Annotated in this window: 21 protein-coding genes; 5 read left to right on the top strand and 16 right to left on the bottom strand. The window is 56.7% G+C overall.

Annotated features, from left to right (window positions below; translation table 11 throughout):
- Positions 1-11 precede the first annotated feature (11 nt).
- The 3 genes from VEI50_00455 to VEI50_00445 are packed head-to-tail and all read right to left on the bottom strand — an operon-like array spanning position 12 to position 1,988.
- The gene (locus VEI50_00455; GenBank protein HXX73582.1) at positions 12-335 is read right to left on the bottom strand and encodes a pyruvate ferredoxin oxidoreductase; all 324 of its coding nucleotides are present in this window, start codon (positions 333-335) and stop codon (positions 12-14) included.
- Between the two features lie 10 nt (positions 336-345).
- Positions 346-1,062: a 2-oxoacid:acceptor oxidoreductase family protein gene (locus tag VEI50_00450; protein HXX73581.1), complete on the bottom strand. Its 717-nt coding sequence runs from the start codon at positions 1,060-1,062 to the stop codon at positions 346-348.
- 23 nt (positions 1,063-1,085) lie between these two features.
- Positions 1,086-1,988, bottom strand: coding sequence for a thiamine pyrophosphate-dependent enzyme (locus tag VEI50_00445; GenBank protein ID HXX73580.1), 903 nt, complete (start codon positions 1,986-1,988; stop codon positions 1,086-1,088).
- A 414-nt stretch (positions 1,989-2,402) separates the two neighbouring features.
- Between VEI50_00445 and VEI50_00440 the strand changes: the two genes are divergently transcribed.
- The 3 genes from VEI50_00440 (at position 2,403) to VEI50_00430 (ending at position 4,038) form a co-directional block, all read left to right on the top strand.
- Positions 2,403-2,651 (top strand): methylenetetrahydrofolate reductase C-terminal domain-containing protein, encoded by a 249-nt coding sequence (locus VEI50_00440; GenBank protein ID HXX73579.1) that lies wholly within the window; start codon positions 2,403-2,405, stop codon positions 2,649-2,651.
- 111 nt (positions 2,652-2,762) lie between these two features.
- Entirely contained in the window at positions 2,763-3,173 is a 411-nt protein-coding gene (gene queF, locus VEI50_00435; GenBank protein HXX73578.1) for a preQ(1) synthase, read from the top strand.
- Positions 3,174-3,222: 49 nt separating this feature from the next.
- Complete coding sequence (locus VEI50_00430; protein ID HXX73577.1) at positions 3,223-4,038, top strand: symmetrical bis(5'-nucleosyl)-tetraphosphatase; 816 nt, start codon at positions 3,223-3,225, stop codon at positions 4,036-4,038.
- 203 nt (positions 4,039-4,241) lie between these two features.
- Here the strand turns inward: VEI50_00430 and panB are convergent, their stop codons facing one another.
- From panB to folD, 3 genes are all read right to left on the bottom strand, one after another.
- Positions 4,242-5,030 carry a 3-methyl-2-oxobutanoate hydroxymethyltransferase gene (panB, locus tag VEI50_00425; GenBank protein HXX73576.1) on the bottom strand — a complete coding sequence of 263 codons (789 nt, stop codon included), beginning with the start codon at positions 5,028-5,030 and terminating at the stop codon, positions 4,242-4,244.
- Positions 5,030-5,920, bottom strand: coding sequence for a methylenetetrahydrofolate reductase (locus VEI50_00420; GenBank protein HXX73575.1), 891 nt, complete (start codon positions 5,918-5,920; stop codon positions 5,030-5,032). Before VEI50_00420 ends, panB begins: the two co-directional genes overlap by 1 nt.
- Positions 5,921-6,069: 149 nt before the next feature.
- Positions 6,070-6,927, bottom strand: coding sequence for a bifunctional methylenetetrahydrofolate dehydrogenase/methenyltetrahydrofolate cyclohydrolase FolD (gene folD, locus VEI50_00415; GenBank protein HXX73574.1), 858 nt, complete (start codon positions 6,925-6,927; stop codon positions 6,070-6,072).
- A gap of 269 nt (positions 6,928-7,196) precedes the next feature.
- On the opposite strand from folD, the gene VEI50_00410 reads away from it, so the two are divergent.
- Together VEI50_00410 and VEI50_00405 are read left to right on the top strand one after the other, a co-directional pair.
- The gene (locus tag VEI50_00410; GenBank protein HXX73573.1) at positions 7,197-8,198 is read left to right on the top strand and encodes a hypothetical protein; all 1,002 of its coding nucleotides are present in this window, start codon (positions 7,197-7,199) and stop codon (positions 8,196-8,198) included.
- Positions 8,195-8,896, top strand: coding sequence for a hypothetical protein (locus VEI50_00405; GenBank protein ID HXX73572.1), 702 nt, complete (start codon positions 8,195-8,197; stop codon positions 8,894-8,896). Before VEI50_00410 ends, VEI50_00405 begins: the two co-directional genes overlap by 4 nt.
- Before the next feature lie 101 nt (positions 8,897-8,997).
- On the opposite strand, the gene VEI50_00400 is transcribed toward VEI50_00405, so the two are convergent.
- The 10 genes from VEI50_00400 to rpmF form a co-directional block, all read right to left on the bottom strand.
- The gene (locus VEI50_00400; GenBank protein ID HXX73571.1) at positions 8,998-9,600 is read right to left on the bottom strand and encodes a peptidylprolyl isomerase; all 603 of its coding nucleotides are present in this window, start codon (positions 9,598-9,600) and stop codon (positions 8,998-9,000) included.
- Positions 9,601-9,639: 39 nt separating this feature from the next.
- Complete coding sequence (locus VEI50_00395) at positions 9,640-10,230, bottom strand: peptidylprolyl isomerase (GenBank protein HXX73570.1); 591 nt, start codon at positions 10,228-10,230, stop codon at positions 9,640-9,642.
- Between the two features lie 58 nt (positions 10,231-10,288).
- Entirely contained in the window at positions 10,289-10,996 is a 708-nt protein-coding gene (gene rnc / locus VEI50_00390) for a ribonuclease III (GenBank protein ID HXX73569.1), read from the bottom strand.
- A gap of 150 nt (positions 10,997-11,146) precedes the next feature.
- A complete protein-coding gene (gene fabF / locus VEI50_00385) occupies positions 11,147-12,400 on the bottom strand; it encodes a beta-ketoacyl-ACP synthase II (protein HXX73568.1) in 1,254 nt (417 codons plus the stop codon).
- A gap of 11 nt (positions 12,401-12,411) precedes the next feature.
- Positions 12,412-12,645, bottom strand: coding sequence for an acyl carrier protein (gene acpP, locus VEI50_00380; GenBank protein HXX73567.1), 234 nt, complete (start codon positions 12,643-12,645; stop codon positions 12,412-12,414).
- 79 nt (positions 12,646-12,724) lie between these two features.
- Positions 12,725-13,468, bottom strand: a complete 744-nt coding sequence (fabG, locus tag VEI50_00375; protein HXX73566.1) for a 3-oxoacyl-[acyl-carrier-protein] reductase — start codon at positions 13,466-13,468, stop codon at positions 12,725-12,727.
- Positions 13,469-13,489: 21 nt separating this feature from the next.
- Complete coding sequence (gene fabD / locus VEI50_00370) at positions 13,490-14,449, bottom strand: ACP S-malonyltransferase (GenBank protein HXX73565.1); 960 nt, start codon at positions 14,447-14,449, stop codon at positions 13,490-13,492.
- A 222-nt stretch (positions 14,450-14,671) separates the two neighbouring features.
- Positions 14,672-15,646, bottom strand: coding sequence for a beta-ketoacyl-ACP synthase III (locus VEI50_00365; GenBank protein HXX73564.1), 975 nt, complete (start codon positions 15,644-15,646; stop codon positions 14,672-14,674).
- A gap of 23 nt (positions 15,647-15,669) precedes the next feature.
- Entirely contained in the window at positions 15,670-16,668 is a 999-nt protein-coding gene (gene plsX / locus VEI50_00360; protein HXX73563.1) for a phosphate acyltransferase PlsX, read from the bottom strand.
- Positions 16,669-16,881: 213 nt separating this feature from the next.
- The gene (gene rpmF / locus VEI50_00355; GenBank protein HXX73562.1) at positions 16,882-17,067 is read right to left on the bottom strand and encodes a 50S ribosomal protein L32; all 186 of its coding nucleotides are present in this window, start codon (positions 17,065-17,067) and stop codon (positions 16,882-16,884) included.
- Positions 17,068-17,081: the final 14 nt, after the last annotated feature.

Below are 17,081 nucleotides of genomic sequence, written 5' to 3'. Positions count from 1 at the left end.
CGCCCTTACCTTTACCCGACCACCGGGCTCGCCAATACCGCCGTCGTGCTTTTCTCACCATAAGTAATGTTGTCGGTCAAGGCGGCCTTCGGCAACTGGTCGATCATGATCATCTTGATCGCGTTGTTCTTCGCCATGTTGTCGCAGACCCACACGCATTGTGCGCAGCCTTTACACCGGTCCACCGCCACATAGGCTGAACCGTATTTGAAGCCCTTATCCTTCCCCATTTCATCGCTGTACAGGATCGTGTTGGCCTCCGGGCAATACTGCGTGCAGAGTTTGCAGCTCTTGGCGGCGCAAATTTCAACATTGATATCGGCTACAAGATACATGGTGCTCCTTTTACGCGCTGGCCGCCGCGACCGGCTCTTCCACGCGCTTGACGTCGGGGGAAGCCCAACCGTGGTCGACGGCGTAGTTCCACCCAGCCCGCATCACGGCCACATTCTTTTCAATGAGTTCCTGTTTCTTCTTGAACTTTCGCTCCACAACGCTGTCGAGCGCAGCCGTTCCGCCGGACACAACGAATCCTTTCCCGAGGAACCGGTCCTTCACGGCCTGCTCCAACCCCGCCATGTTCGTCAGCCCGGTAATGGCTCCGATAGCTCCCATCAACGCCATGTTCGTGGCGAGATCCATGCCCGCGACTTCCAAAGAGATCTTCGTCGCCGGGAAATAGTAGAGCTTCGCACGTCGCTCTTCCAGCTCACGCTGCTGGTCCTTGTGCAGTTTCATCGGTCCATCGTTGTTGATCAACGCGATCCCGTCTTCTTTCAATCCGAAATAGAACGGCATCGTGTAGGACTTGCCGTGCGTGATGACCTGAGGGTGGAAGATAATAATGATGTGAGGAAACGTGATTTCACCGATTTCATAGATCGCTTCGTCCGACACCCGCACATAGCTTTCGACCGGCGCCATCCGCTTTTCCGACCCGTAGAACGGGACGATCGTGCTCTCGCCGCCCGCATTGATGACGGCGGTGCTCAGAATGTGAGAGCCAGTGACGACACCCTGTCCGCCGACGCCTGCCATCCGAATATTGAATCGCTTTGCCATGATCCAGCCTCCCTTTCGTCGGCTTAGGCCTTGCCAGGAATTGCAGCGGCGGGAGCAGCGGGCTTCGGGAGAAATTCCCTGTAGCCGTACCGCTCGGTCAAGTATTGCTTGGCTTCGTCGCTGATATATTCGGAGAAGGCATAGCGATCGTTCTCAACGGTCTTCGCATCTTCCATAACCTTATCGGTCGGGATCGCATATTCGATGTTGCACGACGTGTAGGCTTGGATATAGGTGGCGCCGACTTCGCGGGCAATCAGCACGGCTTTTTTGATGACACTCTCGACACGGCGGGGGTTATTCGGTACGACGGTCGCCACGTACGCACAGCCGGCGACTTTCGCCATTTGCACCATGTCCATCTTCTCGAATTTCTTTCCGAGCGGCGCCATCTTCAGTACAGCGCCACGATTCGTCATCCCGCTCTCCTGTCCGCCCGTATTCCCGTAAACTTCGTTATCCAACATGATCGTCGTGAAACGCTCTTTCCGGAACCAGGAGTGGAGGACTTGCTGGAAGCCGATATCAGCGGTTCCGCCGTCGCCGGCCATGACCACGACATCTTTCGGTTTGTCGCCGAACCGGAGACGGAGACCACGGGACAATCCGCTCGCGACGCCGTTCTGGTCGCCATAGTTGCCGTACACGAAGGGAATCGCAGCCTGCGAGATTGCCAGACGACCACATCCGGCGGTGCCGACCGTGATGGTGTCTTCGGGATTGGGGAACGCAATCATGGCGAGCCGAATGAAGAGGGTCATCGCGCAGCCGGCGCACATGGGATGCTCTTCGAGGACTTCCTTGAAGCTCCCCATCTGCGATACGGACACTTTCTTGCCGAAGGGGCCATGTTCGACCATGTCCCGATATTCCTTCGGCATGAACTTCTCAAAACCGTTCGAAAATTTGACGTAATCAAGACTCATCCGGCACCTCCCTCTCTCACTGCAACGGGCATCCGTTGCTGATCAGAACAATCGTGTTATACGAAACAAATTCGAAGGACGTCGAGGTTGGAAGAACGGAGACGACCCGTTTATGGGCTTCCAAAAGTGAAGTCATCCTAGCAAAGCCGAAAAAAGACTGTCAACGAATATGTTGCCACGGCTCCGCGCCGAGGCCTGACCGTAAAAATTCTATAACTTCCTGATAATCAACGCAACTTCGCAGAAGACCCACCCTAGCCGAAAGAAGGCCTACCCCCGCGGAACGCCCATAGGCCATTCGCCCTAACAGACTGATTAAGACCGGGCTGGATCGCGATGTCTCGTCTGCGATCTTGGCCAGAAAATCACGGTAGATCATTGCCGATTGGCGCAAATCTGTCTACACTAGGCAGCATGCCGAACCGTGTCCTCATTCCGGGAGAAGAAGAAGGGGCTCAGCACGCTGGTGGTGTCCATAAGCGCCCGCCGATTCCCGACGGTTCTCTCAAGGCTGAATGTCCCAAGTTCATGAGCCACGGCCCTTGCGGTGGCGTTCGGAAAGGTGGACTCTGCGAAGTGTACCCCGAGATGCCCTGCCCCTGGGTCACCCTCTACAATGAGCTCGAGCGTCTTGGCCAAGTTGAGTGGATGAAGCAGTTGTGAAATCGTGAACCGTCCCTCGTGAAGTGTGAAGCGTCGAGATCCGGCACGAGATACGCTTCACGAGAGACGAGAGCCGCTCACCGAACGGTACAGGTTTAGAGAGAAGTTGCGGTGTCACACAAGACGGGAAAGACAAAGGCAACACGGTTAGGCTACAACGAACGGCACGCGAGGAGTGGTCTGACCGACCCGCTGCCCGGCATCGAAACATTTCCCAACCAGTACAAGGGCTATGAGATCACCATCGAAATCCCCGAGTACACCGCCATTTGTCCCAAAACCGGCCTCCCTGATTTCGGGACGATTACACTCCACTACATGCCGGACAAAGACTGCCTGGAACTCAAGTCACTCAAAATGTACATCCATGCTTATCGGAATCTAGGCATTTTTTACGAGAATTCCGTGAACCGCATCCTGCAGGATGTCGTCAGGGCCTGCCACCCAGTGTGGGCAAAAGTCACCGGCACGTTTGCGGCGCGGGGCGGACTCAAAAGCGTGATCGAAGCACGATTCCCGTGAGATTCGCTCCTGCACGATCTCGATTCAACTGACGCACGCCACCCCCTCCATGGCTACGTATGCGATCGGCGATGTTCAAGGTTGCGCGACGCAACTCCGTCAACTGGTCGATCACATCAACTTTGATCCTACGACGGACCGCTTGTGGTTCGTCGGCGATTTAGTCAATCGCGGACCAGCTTCCCTCGCGGTTCTTCGGTTCATCAAGAATCTTGGGTCCGGGGCACGTGTCGTGCTCGGCAACCACGACCTCTTCCTACTCGCAGTTGCTGAAGGGGTTGTCCCCCTTCGTCGGAAAGACACAATCCAGGACGTGCTCGCGGCGGAAGACCGGCCGGAGTTGTTGGAGTGGCTCCGACGCCAACCGTTCCATCACCGCGAGGGATCATACCTGATGATCCACGCAGGAATTCTCCCTCAATGGACAATCGATGAAACAGTACGCTTGGCGCGCGAAGTGGAATCGGTACTCTCCGGCCCGAACTACCGCGCCCTTTTGGAGACGCTCTTCACCGGGCTCACCCCTCGATGGGACCCTTCGTTGGACGGCGACGAACGATCTGCGAGTATTGCCCGCGTGTTGACGAAACTACGGACCTGCAGCCCCACAGGCGACTTATCAGGATTCTCCGGCCCGCCTGACCAGGCCCCAGCCGGCTATCTTCCCTGGTTTCGCCACCCCCATCGACGACAAACCGACATCACTGTCGTCTGCGGCCACTGGGCCGCCTTGGGGCTTCATGTGGAAGAGAACCTGATCGTGCTCGACAGCGGTTGCGTGTGGGGAAACCGATTATCGGCAATCCGGTTGGACAACCGCCAGATCTATCAGGTGTCATGCTCCGACGCCTGCGGAAGTGATTGAACTACGCGACCCGATTCGACTCGGCCCCGTTTGCTCCGACTCAATCTCCTGCATAACCAGAGGTAAACTTCTGCCCGCCGACGGACCGCTCAAAATGTCCTTCAGCAAGGCCGCAAGGAACGAGCGACCGAGACATCCTTTGTCACGTACGTTGAGGGAGAGAGTGACTGAGAACGCAGCTGGAGGGCATTTTCAGCGGTCGGTCAGTGGTAGGATTCGGAATCGGAGGGAAACTTCCCCTGCTCAACTTCTTCCTTATATCGACGAAGCGCCTGGAGCGCATCGGCCTTGAGATGAGCATAGGGCTTGACAAATTTCGGAACAAACCCGTCGAAGAGCCCAAGAAGGTCGTAGAGCACCAGGACCTGTCCGTCGCAATGAGGACCGGCGCCGATGCCGATGGTCGGGATCGTGAGTTGATCGGTAATCGTCTTTGCTACTTCGGCAGGGATTGCCTCTAACACCACGGCAAAGGCCCCGGCTGCTGCGAGGGCTTTGGCGTCATCCATTAAGGTCTTGGCTTGGTCTTTCCCCTTACCCTGCACTTTGTATCCACCCAGTTGGTGCACCGATTGAGGGGTCATCCCGAGGTGGCCCATGACTGGGATCCCGATCTGGGTCATGGCCGCGATGCGATCTGCAACGTGGGCTCCCCCTTCAAGCTTCACCGCCTGCGCCCCGGCTTGGATGAATCGTCCAGCATTGCGAAGCGCCTCTTCTCTGCTCACTTGATAGGACATGAACGGCATGTCGGCGATGACCAGCGCGCGCTCCGCAGTTTCAGCCACCAGCTTCGCATGGTACAGCATCTCCTCCATCGTCACCGATAAAGTGTTGGCCTTCCCCTGCACGACCACTCCCAGTGAGTCCCCGACCAGGATAGCCTCGATACCGGCCTGTTCTACAATTCGAGTGAAGAGGGCATCGTACGCTGTCACGACGATGAGCTTCCTGCCTTCGCGCTTGGCTTTTTGGAATTCAGGGATGGTCATCAGCCGATTTGGGCCTTGGTGATAATGTCCGGTAAGCGGTGGGTTGCCTTAATCGCCATGATATGGACGCCATCGCAATGTGGCCGCACTGCGTTGATGGTACGCACCGCGATCTCCACTCCGACATCCTCGGCCAGTTTATCGCCGGCCTTCCGAAGTTCCTCGATCATGTCCTGCGGCACGGATACACCGGGGATATTGGCATTCATGAATTCGGCCATCTTGGCGTTACGCAACACCAGAATCCCGGCCAACACTTTGACTTTAAACCGACGAACCGCCTTCATGAAACTCGCAAACTGCTCGGGATGGTAAATCGCCTGCGTCTGAAAAAACTGGGCTCCCGCTTTCACCTTCACTTCAAACTTTGCCAGCATGGGGCCGAGCGGATCCGCTTCAGGGGTCACGGCGGCCCCGATCGTAAAATTCGTTGCTCCATCCAACTTATGTCCGGCATAGTCGCGCCCATGATTGAGTCCCTGTACTAGCTGCATCACTTGTACTGAATCGAGATCATACACCGGCTTGGCATCCTTATGGTCACCCACCGTCGGATAGTCGCCGGTTAAGCACAGAATATTCCGAATGCCCAGCATCGACGCCCCCATGAGATCGGACTGCATGGCGATCCGGTTCCGATCACGGCAGGTGAGCTGCATGACGGGATCATGCCCCAGTTCGTAGAGAAGGCGGCATACAGCCAGCGACCCGGCTCTGACGATCGCCGCGGTATTATCGGTGACGTTAACTCCATGTACCCGCCCGATTAGCTGTTTGGCGTTGTCCAAAACGCCCGCGATGTTGGTCCCTTTCGGAGGATTGTACTCGACCGTCACGGCGAATTGTCCCTGATCAAGCACGTCTTTCAATCGCCGCGGCTCCCGACTCATTGAGTTCTCCTCGCTCCGACCACTTATCACCCTCAGGTCTAGATGCAGGGTGAATTTCCCTGCGCGTGTCCACCGAGCACCGCCCTTAATGTAAACAATACCATGGTCTCCTGTATGCGCGGTGCACGAGCAAGAAATCTACCCTGCACCTAGACTCCTGCCATTCTCTTCGCCGATTCCACCGTGTTCTCCAACAACATCGCAATCGTCATCGGCCCGACTCCGCCAGGCACAGGACTGATCCAGCCCGCTACTCGGCTCACCGGTTCGAAATCGACATCACCGACTACTTTTCCATCCGGCAAGCGATTCGTGCCGACATCGATCACCACCGCTCCTTCACGCACCATATCCGCCGTAACGAATTTCGCCTTGCCGATGGCGACCAATAAGAGTTCCGCCTCGCGACAGACCGCGGGCAGATCCTTGGTTTTCGAATGGCAGATGGTCACGGTCGCATTACGTTGGAGCAGCATCAACGCCAGTGGCTTGCCCACGATGTTGCTTCGCCCAAGGACGACCGCCCGCTTGCCTTCGATCGTCACGCCGGTGGACTCGATCATCTTGATCACACCCTTGGGTGTACAGGCTTCGAACACCGGATGGCCCTCCACCAACCGACCGAAGTTGTAGGGATGAAACCCGTCGGCGTCCTTGTTCGGCGACACGGCGTCCAAGATGACCTTACTGTCGATCTGCTTCGGTAGCGGGAGCTGCACGAGAATCCCGTGGATTTTCGGATCGGCATTCTTCTTTTCAATCAACGCCAGCAACTCGGCTTGCGTCGTGTTGGCCGAAAGCTTGTGGTCGTCGATATAGATACCTGCTGCATCACAGGCTTTTTGTTTATTTTTCACATAGAGATGCGACGCGGGATCGTCGCCGACCAAAATCGTTGCCAGCCCCGGCCTGATGCCTGTCTGAGCAAAGAGTTCGGCGGACTCCTTGGCCAGTCGTTCACGCACTTGCTGTGCCAATGCCTTTCCATCTATCAGTCGTGCTGTCACAAGAACCTCCTCCCCGAGCAGTAGGACAAAAAATCAGCGCACCATATCAGGGCATTTTTATGCAAGTCAACGTGTTGGTTGGCGGGCACGAGGTGCGAGGCAAGGGGCAAGAGGCGACTCTTGGGTTTTCGGCCGTTACCCCCCAAGCCTCTGGCCACTCGCCTCGTTTCCTTGACAGATTCTGAACCCCACCGTTACGATGGTTTGCCTCGAGATTCACACACTGTGATTCACCATTGATCAAACCAGTCACACAACATCCTCCCAATTTGTCCGATTTCAGAGTTTCCATCGGACTGTTTGCCTTTTTATTCGCGTTCTTTGTCTCTAGTGCGGCGCTGGCACAGATCACGGTCACGGAACTGGCATCTCCATATAGCTTCGTCTCCGATACCGCAGGCACAGAGTACTTCATTTCCAGCGTCAATGGCGATCCGGATGCTCGAGACAACAACGGCTTCATTACCAAACTCGACGCCAACGGGAAGATCATCAGCCGCAAATTTATCCAGGGGGGCGTTGGGGACACCACGCTCCACGCTCCGAAGGGCATGGCCGTCGTCAACCACGTACTGTATGTCGCTGATCTGGATCTGCTGCGGGGGTTCGACGCAAGCACCGGCAAGGCCGTCCTGACGATTCCCATCCTCCCAGCCAGCAGGTCTTCGAACAGAGCCTCTCCGGGACACATCAGCGATGTGGCATTCGACGGAAAGGGGATGCTCTATTGCTCCGACCAGCTGAACAACACGATCTATCGGATAGATCTCGCCACACAACAGGTGACGGTCCTCGTGTCCGACAAAACTCTCGCAGGACCATCTGGTGTCGCAGTGCATCCAAAAACAGGGCAGATCATGGCCGTCAGTTGGGACAAGGGGAAAATTTTTGAAATCTCTCCGGAAGGTGAGCTGACGGAAGTGTTCTCGAACGGATTTTTTTCCGCACGGTTTCAGAATCTCCGTGGGGTCGACTTCGATCGATGGGGGAACATGTACACGTCTGATTTCACGACCGGCAAGGTTTGGCGGATGACACGGGACAAGCGGTTTCAGGTCATTGCCGAATACCTGCCGTCCCCCGGCGACCTCGGCATCGATCGGACCAACAATCTGATCCTCGTTCCGTATCAATTGGCCGACGCCGCCGAAATGAACGGGCTCGAGACTCCAAGCGATGGGAAGCCTAAAAAAGAAAAGCGCACGCTGGCCGACTATGGGTTCGTTCCCCCGCCACCGAAGACGGAACCAGGAGGATCGACCGCGAAATGAGCCGCTGTGTCTATTGCAAGCAACGAAAGGGTAAACGGTCCTGTCCGGCCTTGAACGGGCTGATCTGCAGCCAATGTTGCGGCGAACACCGGATCGTGCGCGTCTCCTGCCCGACTGATTGCGTGTACCTCGGAACCGGCAGCGACTATCAACAGAAGCGGCTGGGTGAGCAGTTTATGCCGGTTCGGTGTGAATTCTATCGTGCGGTGAGTGAACTCGGCGGCGAAAAAGCCGTCGCTCTCTTCAACCTCATCGAAGTCGTCACGTTCAGCTATTTTCAGGGGCGACGCGATGGACAGGATGCGGAAGTGGTGGCGGCGATTCAAGCCTTACGGCGAACCCTTAGCCCCTTGCACGTCCCGGCAGCGCCGATGCCGGTCTTCGCCGAACATCTCAAGAAGGAGTACGACACGTTTAAAAAACAGAACCCTCAACAGATTGCCGACACCTCGATGGCGCCGGAGGTCTTGGACTGCGCCATCAAATTTGTCTCGGAGTTTTCCGGAACAGACTTTCAGTCACAGCGATTCCTTGGAGGATTGGTCGGCTATGTCCGTGCGTTCCACCCGGAGATTGCCGAGCATTTGACCAAGCGGCACGAGCCAGGACACATTGTGCTCCCGGGCCAGCAGTTTATGCCGCCTTCAGCTCCTGAACCGCACCAGCACGGCCCGGGCTGCGAACACCACCATCACTGACGCCAGGGCATTCTGGTTCTCTCGCCTCGTTCCTTTGGAGCCCAGGCCAATCATAGCTTGCTTTGCGCAAAGCATCTGCGCCGTCGCTCGGGAAGGGGAGACTACGGCACGATCGTCACAGTCATCTCGACCCGCTCATTCGGGAGATCGCGATCGTCCCGCGGTAAATTCGCGATCTTGTCGGCAACGCCGAGACCTTTAATGACCTCACCGAATACCGTGTACTTTCGATCGAGAAACGGGGAGTTTTCGACCACAATGAAAAACTGCGATCCGGCTGTATCCGGGTCGGCGGCTCTCGCCATCGAGACAATGCCACGTTTATGCGGCGTATCGCTGAACTCTGCTTTCAACAGAATCGGATCGCCTTTCTCGTCTTTCGGGCCACCCTGCCCGTAGGTGTCCTTCTTTAGCGAGTCTTTGGTATTGGGATCGCCGCCTTGGATCATGAAGCCGGGGATTACCCGGTGGAAAATCGTGCCGTTGTAAAACCCCGAATTCGCCAGCTTAATGAAGTTCTCGACATGCTTCGGCGCCAAATCGGGATAAAATTTTACGTGCATGTCGCCAAACTTGGTCTTGATGATGGCCTTGGGGCCTGGGTCGGAAGGAGGATAGTAGACAGGCTTCGCCTCCGGCTTTCCTCCGCAAGCCGTCAACAAACTGATTCCGACAAGCACCGCACTCATCATCAGCCTTTTCACGACGCCTCAACTCCGGTCATCATTCCTCCCCTCACAGGCCTATTCCATGATCGTAATCGTCATCTCCACTCGCTCGGTCGGAAGATCTCGTGGGTTTCGTGGCAAACTGACAATCTTATCCGCTACCTCGATCCCCTTCACCACCTCGCCGAAAGCCGTATACTGGCGGTCAAGGAAGTTCGAATCCTTCACGACGATGAAGAATTGAGATCCGGCACTGTTGGGGTCGCTGGTGCGAGCCATTGACAAAATCCCGCGGTGGTGGGGGATATCATTGAACTCCGCGTCGATCCGCTGGCTCGGGCCCCCCATGCCGTAGGTCTCCGGTTTTGTGGGGTCCTTCGTATTCGGATCGCCGCCTTGGATCATGAAACCCGGAATCACGCGATGGAAAATCGTGCCGTTATAGAACCCGGATTTCGCCAAAGAGACGAAGTTTTCGACGTGCTTGGGCGCCTTGTCGGGGAAGAACGTCACTTCCATATCGCCGAACTTGGTCTTGATAATTGCTTTGGGGGTCTTTGCAGCCGGTGCCTTGTCAGTCGCACGCAGCAATCCGGTGTCCAGTAACAAGGATCCGGCGAAGCCCACCATTACGGCAAGTACACTGATCATCGCTCGTCTCTGCATGAACATCCTCCTTCCTTCACATTGGCGGCGCTGGAGATCATCTTACCATGCGCGATCGTCACATCATGACTCGTTCCAGCGCTTGCTTGGCAGCCTGTTGCTCCGCTTCCTTCTTACTTCGTCCTGATCCGACACCAACGACTTCACCAAGGATGGTCACTTCCACATCGAAACACTTGTCGTGGTCCGGACCCGATTCCCGAATCGTCTTATAGCGCGGCAAGGTGTCATGCCGTTTCTGGCACCATTCTTGGAACTGCGTTTTGTAATCCTCGGCTCCGGCATTGTGCCCACGCAGCCCGACTTGACTGACCTCCGCCGCAAAGATGTGCAACGTCACCCGGCGACTGGCTTCAAAGCCGCCGTCCAGGTATACCGCTGCCAGGATCGCTTCGACCGCGTCGGCCAAGAGCGACGACTTCTCTCTCCCGCGTGATAATTCTTCTCCTCGCCCAAGCTTGAGATATCCTCCCAATTGCAGTCGCCGTGCAACCCGTTCCAACGACGATTCGCTCACGAGCTGCGCCTTCAGTTTCGAAAGGGCCCCCTCGGTCGACTCGGGCAGGCGAGAGGCAAGATACTCGCTGATCACGAGCGACAGTACCGCATCGCCGAGAAACTCAAGTCGCTCGTTGTCCTGACAAGCGACGCCTTTCTGTTCATTGACGTACGACTTATGCGTCAACGCTTCATCGAGTAGGGCTTGATCCTGAAAGCGATAGCCCAACGTCGCCTGGAGAGCTTCAGCGGAAGAGACCGAAGTCATGACGGCACGAACGATGAGTCCTTAAACAATCCGAGAAGGGAGTCGAGACGTCTCCGGTCTGGATGAAACCTGAGTCGGCAGACCGGGAGTGAAAGGAGACGCCGCCGCCGGGATCGGAGAAGGGGAGAAAGAAGCGCTTTCAATCGTCTGCTAGGCATGCAGTTTCTTGAAGAGTAGGCAGGCATTGACGCCGCCGAATCCGAATGAATTCGACAGAGCCACGTTCGCGGTTACCTGCCTCGCCTTGTGTGGTACATAGTCGAGGTCGCACTCGGGGTCGGGATGATCCAAGTTGATCGTGGGAGGAAGGATGCCGTGATAGAGCGCCAAGATGCTGAACACCGCCTCGATACCGCCGGCCGCACCCAGCAAATGACCGGTCATCGATTTCGTTGAGCTGACCGGAATGCGATAGGCCCGGTCTCCGAAGACCTGCTTGATGGCTCTGGTCTCGATGGCATCGGCCATGGTCGACGTGCCGTGAGCATTGATATAGTCGATCTGATCTTTTCCGATCCCCGCATCCTTCAATGCCAACTCCATACACCGAACCGCTCCTTCTCCCTCTTCGGACGGCGCGGTAATGTGATAGGCGTCGCTGTTCATGCCATACCCGATGATCTCAGCATACATCTTCGCCCTTCGTTGGCGTGCATGGTCGAGTTCTTCCAGTACCACTACACCCGCTCCCTCGCCGAGCACGAAACCGTCGCGATCCTTGTCGAACGGACGGCTGGCTTTTGTCGGCTCATCGTTTCGGAACGACAGCGCTTTCGACGCGGCAAATCCCGCTACGCCCAACGTGGTGATGGCTGCTTCCGCTCCCCCTGCGAGCATCACATCCGCATCCCCACGCTGAATCAACCGATAGGCATCACCGATGCAATGGTTTCCTGTGGCGCACGCTGTCACGGCGCAGGAATTCGGCCCCTTCGCTCCTAATCGAATGGCCACTTGACCGGAAGCCAGGTTGATGATGGTCATGGGGATGAAGAACGGCGATACGCGCCCGGGGCCTTTCTCAAGGAGGATCTTGTGGTAGTGCTCGATCGAGCCGAGTCCGCCGATCCCGGATCCAATATAGACGCCGACTCTTGTCGTCTCTTCCGGAGCAACCTTCAGCCCCGCATCATCCGCCGCCATCTGGGCTGCTCCAACGGCATAGTGAATGAACGTGTCCATTTTCTTGATTTCTTTTTTCTCGATGAACTGGGCGGGGTCGAAATCTTTGACTTCTCCGGCTATTTGGGCATCGTATCCCGTGGGATCGAACTTCGTGATGCGGCCGATGCCGGATTCGCCGGCACACAGCGCCTTCCACGTTTTTTCCACACCGGTCCCCAGCGGTGTCACAAGTCCGAGACCGGTCACGACGATGCGTCTGGTCGATCGCTCACCTATCATGGCGAAGCCGCCTATGCTTTCTCCTTGATGTATTCTAACGCTTTCCCGACGGTGAGAATCTTTTCTGCATCTTCGTCCGGAATTTCAATGCCGAATTCCTCTTCGAGCGCCATCACGAGCTCGACCGTATCCAGCGAATCGGCTCCGAGATCCTCCACGAAACTTGCCTCAGGAGTCACCTCGTCTTCCTCCACGCCCAATTGCTCTGCGATGATCTTCTTGACTCGTTCATCTACCGTAGCCATCGATATCCTGACCTCCTTCCCATCATGATCCTGAATCCTCCCGCAGCATCACGGCTGCGGCATCAAGCTCGTCACCGTTTTACGCCATGAGCATGCCGCCGTTGACATGCAGCACATGCCCGGTCACATACGCTGCATCTTCCGAGACAAGAAACCGGACCGCCGCGGCGATATCCGCCGGCGTACCGAGCCGCCCCAAAGGAATCTGCTTTTGCAGAGCCTCCTTCACCTCAGCCGGCAACCCCTGCGTCATCGCGGTATCGATAAACCCCGGCGCAACCGCATTCACGGTCACGTTGCGGCTTGCATACTCACGCGCCACGGTTTTGGTAAATCCGATCACCGCCGCCTTGGAGGCCGCGTAGTTGGCTTGCCCGACATTGCCCATCGCTCCGACAATGGATGCGATATTGACGATGCGACCATACCGCTGCTTGGTCATCGGCTGCAAGACCGCTTTGGTGCAGTTAAACGTGCCGTTCAAATTCACCTGTAAGACCAGATTCCAGTCCTCTTCCTTCATCCGCAGCAACAATCCATCACGGGTGATCCCGGCGTTGTTGACGAGAATATCGATCTTCCCCCAAGCCTTGATAACCTGCTCCGCCATTGCCTTGGTGTCATTGGCGTCGGCGACATTCACCGTGATGTTGAGTGCTTTGCGTCCGATCTTCTCCACCGCTGCCACCGCGTCGGCCGACCGTCCAGGATCGAGGTCAGCCACCGCAATGTCGGCTCCGGCCTGGGCGAGCGCTTCGGCGATCGCACGCCCGATTCCCTGCGCCGCTCCCGTGACGATTGCAACCCTGCCTTGCAATGACATTCGATCGCTCCTCACACCCCCTCACGCAGTAAGCGCGACGCGCGTTGCCTCAAGTGTTTTGGGATCGTTGACGGTCCATGTGGTGGCCTCTGGAAGAATACGCTTGATCAGTCCTGACAAGACGGCTCCCGGTCCAACTTCGACGAATGTGGTGACCCCCATGACAGCCATCGTCTTGATCGAGTCTTCCCAGAGGACCGAAGACGGAAGTTGCCGAACCAGAGACGCCTTGATCTCGGCAGCCTTTGTCAGAGCCTTGGCCTCCGCATTATTGACCAGCGGCATCTTCAGATCCGACCAGTTCACCATCGCAAGGTCAGCGGCCAATCGATCCGCAGCTTTTTGCATCAATGGAGTATGGACCGGAACACTCACCGGTAGCAGAATGGCCTTTTTACAGCCCTTGGTCTTCGCGAGTTCGATCGCCCGTTCAACTGCGGCCTTCTCCCCCGCGATCACGACTTGACCGGGAGAATTGAAATTCGCCGCTGTCACTACTCCTATTGAAGACGCTTCACGACAGACCTCTTTGGCCACGTCAGCTGCCAGGCCGAGAAGCGCTGCCACAAGCCCCGTTCCTGGTGTTACAGCCTCGGCCATATAGCGACCCCGCTTCTGCACCACCGCTACGGCATCGCGATACGAGAGGCCCCCTGCTGCCACCAGCGCCGAGTATTCTCCGAGGCTATGTCCTGCCACGGCAGCAGGAACGAGGCCGATCGGATCCAACGCACGCAGCGCCGCGATGCTGCTCACCAACAGGGCCGGTTGGGTGTACTCGGTGAGATTCAGTCGTTCTGTCGGTCCCTCAAAACAGAGCGCAGCCACGTCGTACCCGAGCACCGATGAGGCTTCGTCGTAGACCGAGCGAAGCGCCGGTTGCGCTTCAACCAACGCTCTGCCCATCCCGACAGACTGGGAACCTTGGCCTGGAAATACAAAGGCAATGTGGGACGACATCGTGATTTGGAGAGTCGCCATGCTACAGAGGCGATAGTACGAGGCGACTCGCTATCCTTCTGTGTGTTTCCTGCGTGCTGGGAAAGGTTGAGACCCCATCCTAGCGGGGTTAGATATCGTCGAATTTGCCTTCAATGTCAACGGGAAAAACGCTTTGGGCAAGCCATCGGCCATTGGCCTTCAGCGATCAGTTACGGCTTCTAAACTCCCGAACTCATAGCTGATGGCTGATCGCTTCTTCCGCTACCATTTGATCAACGCCGAGGCCCATGTCAATCCTGCTCCAAACGCGCCGATCATCACGAGTGACCCTTCCCTGATTCGGCCGGCTTGCACCGCTTCGTCAAGCGCGATCGGAATCGAGGCCGCCGAGGTGTTTCCATAGCGATCGAGATTGAGCATCATCTTTTCGGACGGAAGACCCAGCCGGTCCGCGACAGACATGAGAATCCGCGCATTCGCCTGATGCGGCACATACAGGTCAAGATCCTTGACGGTGAGGTTGTTCGCCGCCAATGTTTCACGGGCGATGTCTTCCAGTGTACGTACCGCCACTTTGAACGTCTCGTTTCCCTTCATCTTGATGTACTGCATCCGCTCCGCAACGATCCTGTCAGACGGAGGATTCCGCGATCCCCCGCCTGGCACCGCGATCAAGTCACATAGCGCCCCATCGGATCTCAGATGACATGAGAGAATGCCCCGCTCCCCGTCGCTGGCACTCACGACTGCCGCGCCGGCTCCGTCGCCGAACAGGATACACGTGTTGCGGTCGGTCCAGTCCGTAATCGCTGACATAACTTCGGACCCAATTACTAACACGTGACGCATTCCGGTTCTGACATACGCATCCGCTACGGACAAGGCATAGACAAACCCACAACAAGCGGCCGACAGATCACAGGCGGCAGCGCGGGTTGCTCCGAGTCGGTGTTGGATGAGGCAAGCGGTGGCTGGCAGCGGATAGTCGCCCGTACAGGTTGCCAGGAGGATCAGGTCCAGTTCAGCGGCGTTCACTGCGGCGGTCTTAAGGGCCCGCTCAGCCGCTTTGACAGCCAGATCAGAGCAAGCTTCACCAGTGCTGACAAGACGACGCTCACGAATCCCGGTTCGTTCGGTGATCCATTCATCCGACGTCGCCACCATGCGCTCGAGATCGACGTTCGTCAGCACCTTGGCAGGAACGTAGGATCCGGTCCCAGTAATGCGTGCTTTCATGCCGTCGGTTCCTCTATCGATCGCTAGCGACTCAGGCTTTCCTCGATGTCGCGCTGAATCAACTCGTCGACACGGTTTTCTGCCAATCCCTTGGCACGACGGATGGCATTCTTGATCGCCTTGGCCGACGACCGGCCATGACAAATCATCGTGATTCCGTTGACACCGAGCAACGGCGCGCCGCCGAATTCTGCGTAATCAATCTTCCGCTTCAAATTCAACAGCGGCACGGCAATGAGCGGATAGGCCAACCGACCGAAGAACGAGCCAGAAATTTCCTTGAGCAAGAGTTTCTTGATGGTGTCGGCTACGCCTTCTGATATCTTGAGCGCCACATTTCCGATGAAGCCATCGCACACCACCACGTCTGCCTCACCGCTGTACACATCCCGGCCTTCCACGTTGCCGATGAAATTAAGCGGGCTCGACTTCAGAAGTTTGAATGCTTCTTTGGTGACTTCGTTGCCCTTGCTGTCCTCTTCGCCGATGCTCAAGAGTCCGACGCGGGGATTCGGTTTGCCGAACAGGTATTTCCCATATTCGTGGCCCATAATGGCGAACTGTTCGAGATGTTTGGCAGAGCAATCCACGTTGGCGCCAACATCCAACATGATGGCGGTGCCGGTCAGCGTGGGAAGACTCGTCGCGATAGCCGGGCGCTCGACGCCCTTCGTCAGCCCTAGCACGAAGAACGAGGCCACCATGCTCGCACCCGTGTTGCCTGGACTCACGACGGCTTGAGCATCCCCGCTCTTGACCAATTCTGTGGCGATCCAGATTGAAGAATCTCGTTTTTTCCGCGCGACCGCCGCAGGAGATTCGTGCATTTCGACCACTTGCGGGGCATGGCGAATCGTGAGACGGGCATCAGTGCAACCAAGACGACGACATTCACTGCTCAAGGCTGCTTCATCTCCGACGAGAATGATGTCGACGTCGAATTCTCTGGCCGCTTGCGCGGCACCTTCGATGGCGGGACCCGAGCCGTGGTCCCCGCCCATCGCGTCGAGGGCAATTTTCATACGGGATTGAGCGTTCACAAAGGATCGTGTGGACAATGGAGGTGTATGGATAACATTCGCGGCCTGGTCGCTTGGGCTGGAAGCTTACAGTAGAATATGCGGCGGCACAACAGGATGGTGAAAACAGGTTTCTGGGGACGCGAATCGCCCCTGGCTGCTCCTCTTACTCCCCATGGACGGGGTGGCTCAATAAGGTCCTCTTTACCATCCTCTTCATGTTTCTTCGACCTGGATAACCGCCTTGCCCTTGTAGGTCCCGCAATTGAAGCAGGCATAATGTGGCAGTTTCAATTCGTGGCATTGGGGGCATACCGACATACCGGGCGGTGTCATGCGCAACTTGGCCGTTCGTCGCTTATCGCGTCTGGCTCGTGAGTGTTTATGCTTCGGATTTGGCATGGCTGCTCCTTAGG

This window comes from Nitrospiraceae bacterium (assembly GCA_035623075.1).
In the GTDB taxonomy this organism is placed as follows: Bacteria; Nitrospirota; Nitrospiria; order Nitrospirales; family Nitrospiraceae; genus DASPUC01.
The sequence above is the reverse complement of the archived record's forward strand: the minus strand, read 5'-3'. Positions and strand labels throughout refer to the sequence as shown.

Bases quoted from the DNA above. Each gene is read 5' to 3' on its own strand.
- VEI50_00455 (HXX73582.1), bottom strand. From the start codon at position 335: ATGTATCTTGTAGCCGATATCAATGTTGAAATTTGCGCCGCCAAGAGC.
- VEI50_00450 (HXX73581.1), bottom strand. From the start codon at position 1,062: ATGGCAAAGCGATTCAATATTCGGATGGCAGGCGTCGGCGGACAGGGT.
- VEI50_00445 (HXX73580.1), bottom strand. From the start codon at position 1,988: ATGAGTCTTGATTACGTCAAATTTTCGAACGGTTTTGAGAAGTTCATG.
- VEI50_00440 (HXX73579.1), top strand. From the start codon at position 2,403: ATGCCGAACCGTGTCCTCATTCCGGGAGAAGAAGAAGGGGCTCAGCAC.
- VEI50_00430 (HXX73577.1), top strand. From the start codon at position 3,223: ATGGCTACGTATGCGATCGGCGATGTTCAAGGTTGCGCGACGCAACTC.
- panB (HXX73576.1), bottom strand. From the start codon at position 5,030: ATGACCATCCCTGAATTCCAAAAAGCCAAGCGCGAAGGCAGGAAGCTC.
- VEI50_00420 (HXX73575.1), bottom strand. From the start codon at position 5,920: ATGAGTCGGGAGCCGCGGCGATTGAAAGACGTGCTTGATCAGGGACAA.
- VEI50_00405 (HXX73572.1), top strand. From the start codon at position 8,195: ATGAGCCGCTGTGTCTATTGCAAGCAACGAAAGGGTAAACGGTCCTGT.
- VEI50_00395 (HXX73570.1), bottom strand. From the start codon at position 10,230: ATGCAGAGACGAGCGATGATCAGTGTACTTGCCGTAATGGTGGGCTTC.
- rnc (HXX73569.1), bottom strand. From the start codon at position 10,996: ATGACTTCGGTCTCTTCCGCTGAAGCTCTCCAGGCGACGTTGGGCTAT.
- fabF (HXX73568.1), bottom strand. From the start codon at position 12,400: ATGATAGGTGAGCGATCGACCAGACGCATCGTCGTGACCGGTCTCGGA.
- acpP (HXX73567.1), bottom strand. From the start codon at position 12,645: ATGGCTACGGTAGATGAACGAGTCAAGAAGATCATCGCAGAGCAATTG.
- fabG (HXX73566.1), bottom strand. From the start codon at position 13,468: ATGTCATTGCAAGGCAGGGTTGCAATCGTCACGGGAGCGGCGCAGGGA.
- fabD (HXX73565.1), bottom strand. From the start codon at position 14,449: ATGGCGACTCTCCAAATCACGATGTCGTCCCACATTGCCTTTGTATTT.
- VEI50_00365 (HXX73564.1), bottom strand. From the start codon at position 15,646: ATGAAAGCACGCATTACTGGGACCGGATCCTACGTTCCTGCCAAGGTG.
- plsX (HXX73563.1), bottom strand. From the start codon at position 16,668: ATGAAAATTGCCCTCGACGCGATGGGCGGGGACCACGGCTCGGGTCCC.
- rpmF (HXX73562.1), bottom strand. From the start codon at position 17,067: ATGCCAAATCCGAAGCATAAACACTCACGAGCCAGACGCGATAAGCGA.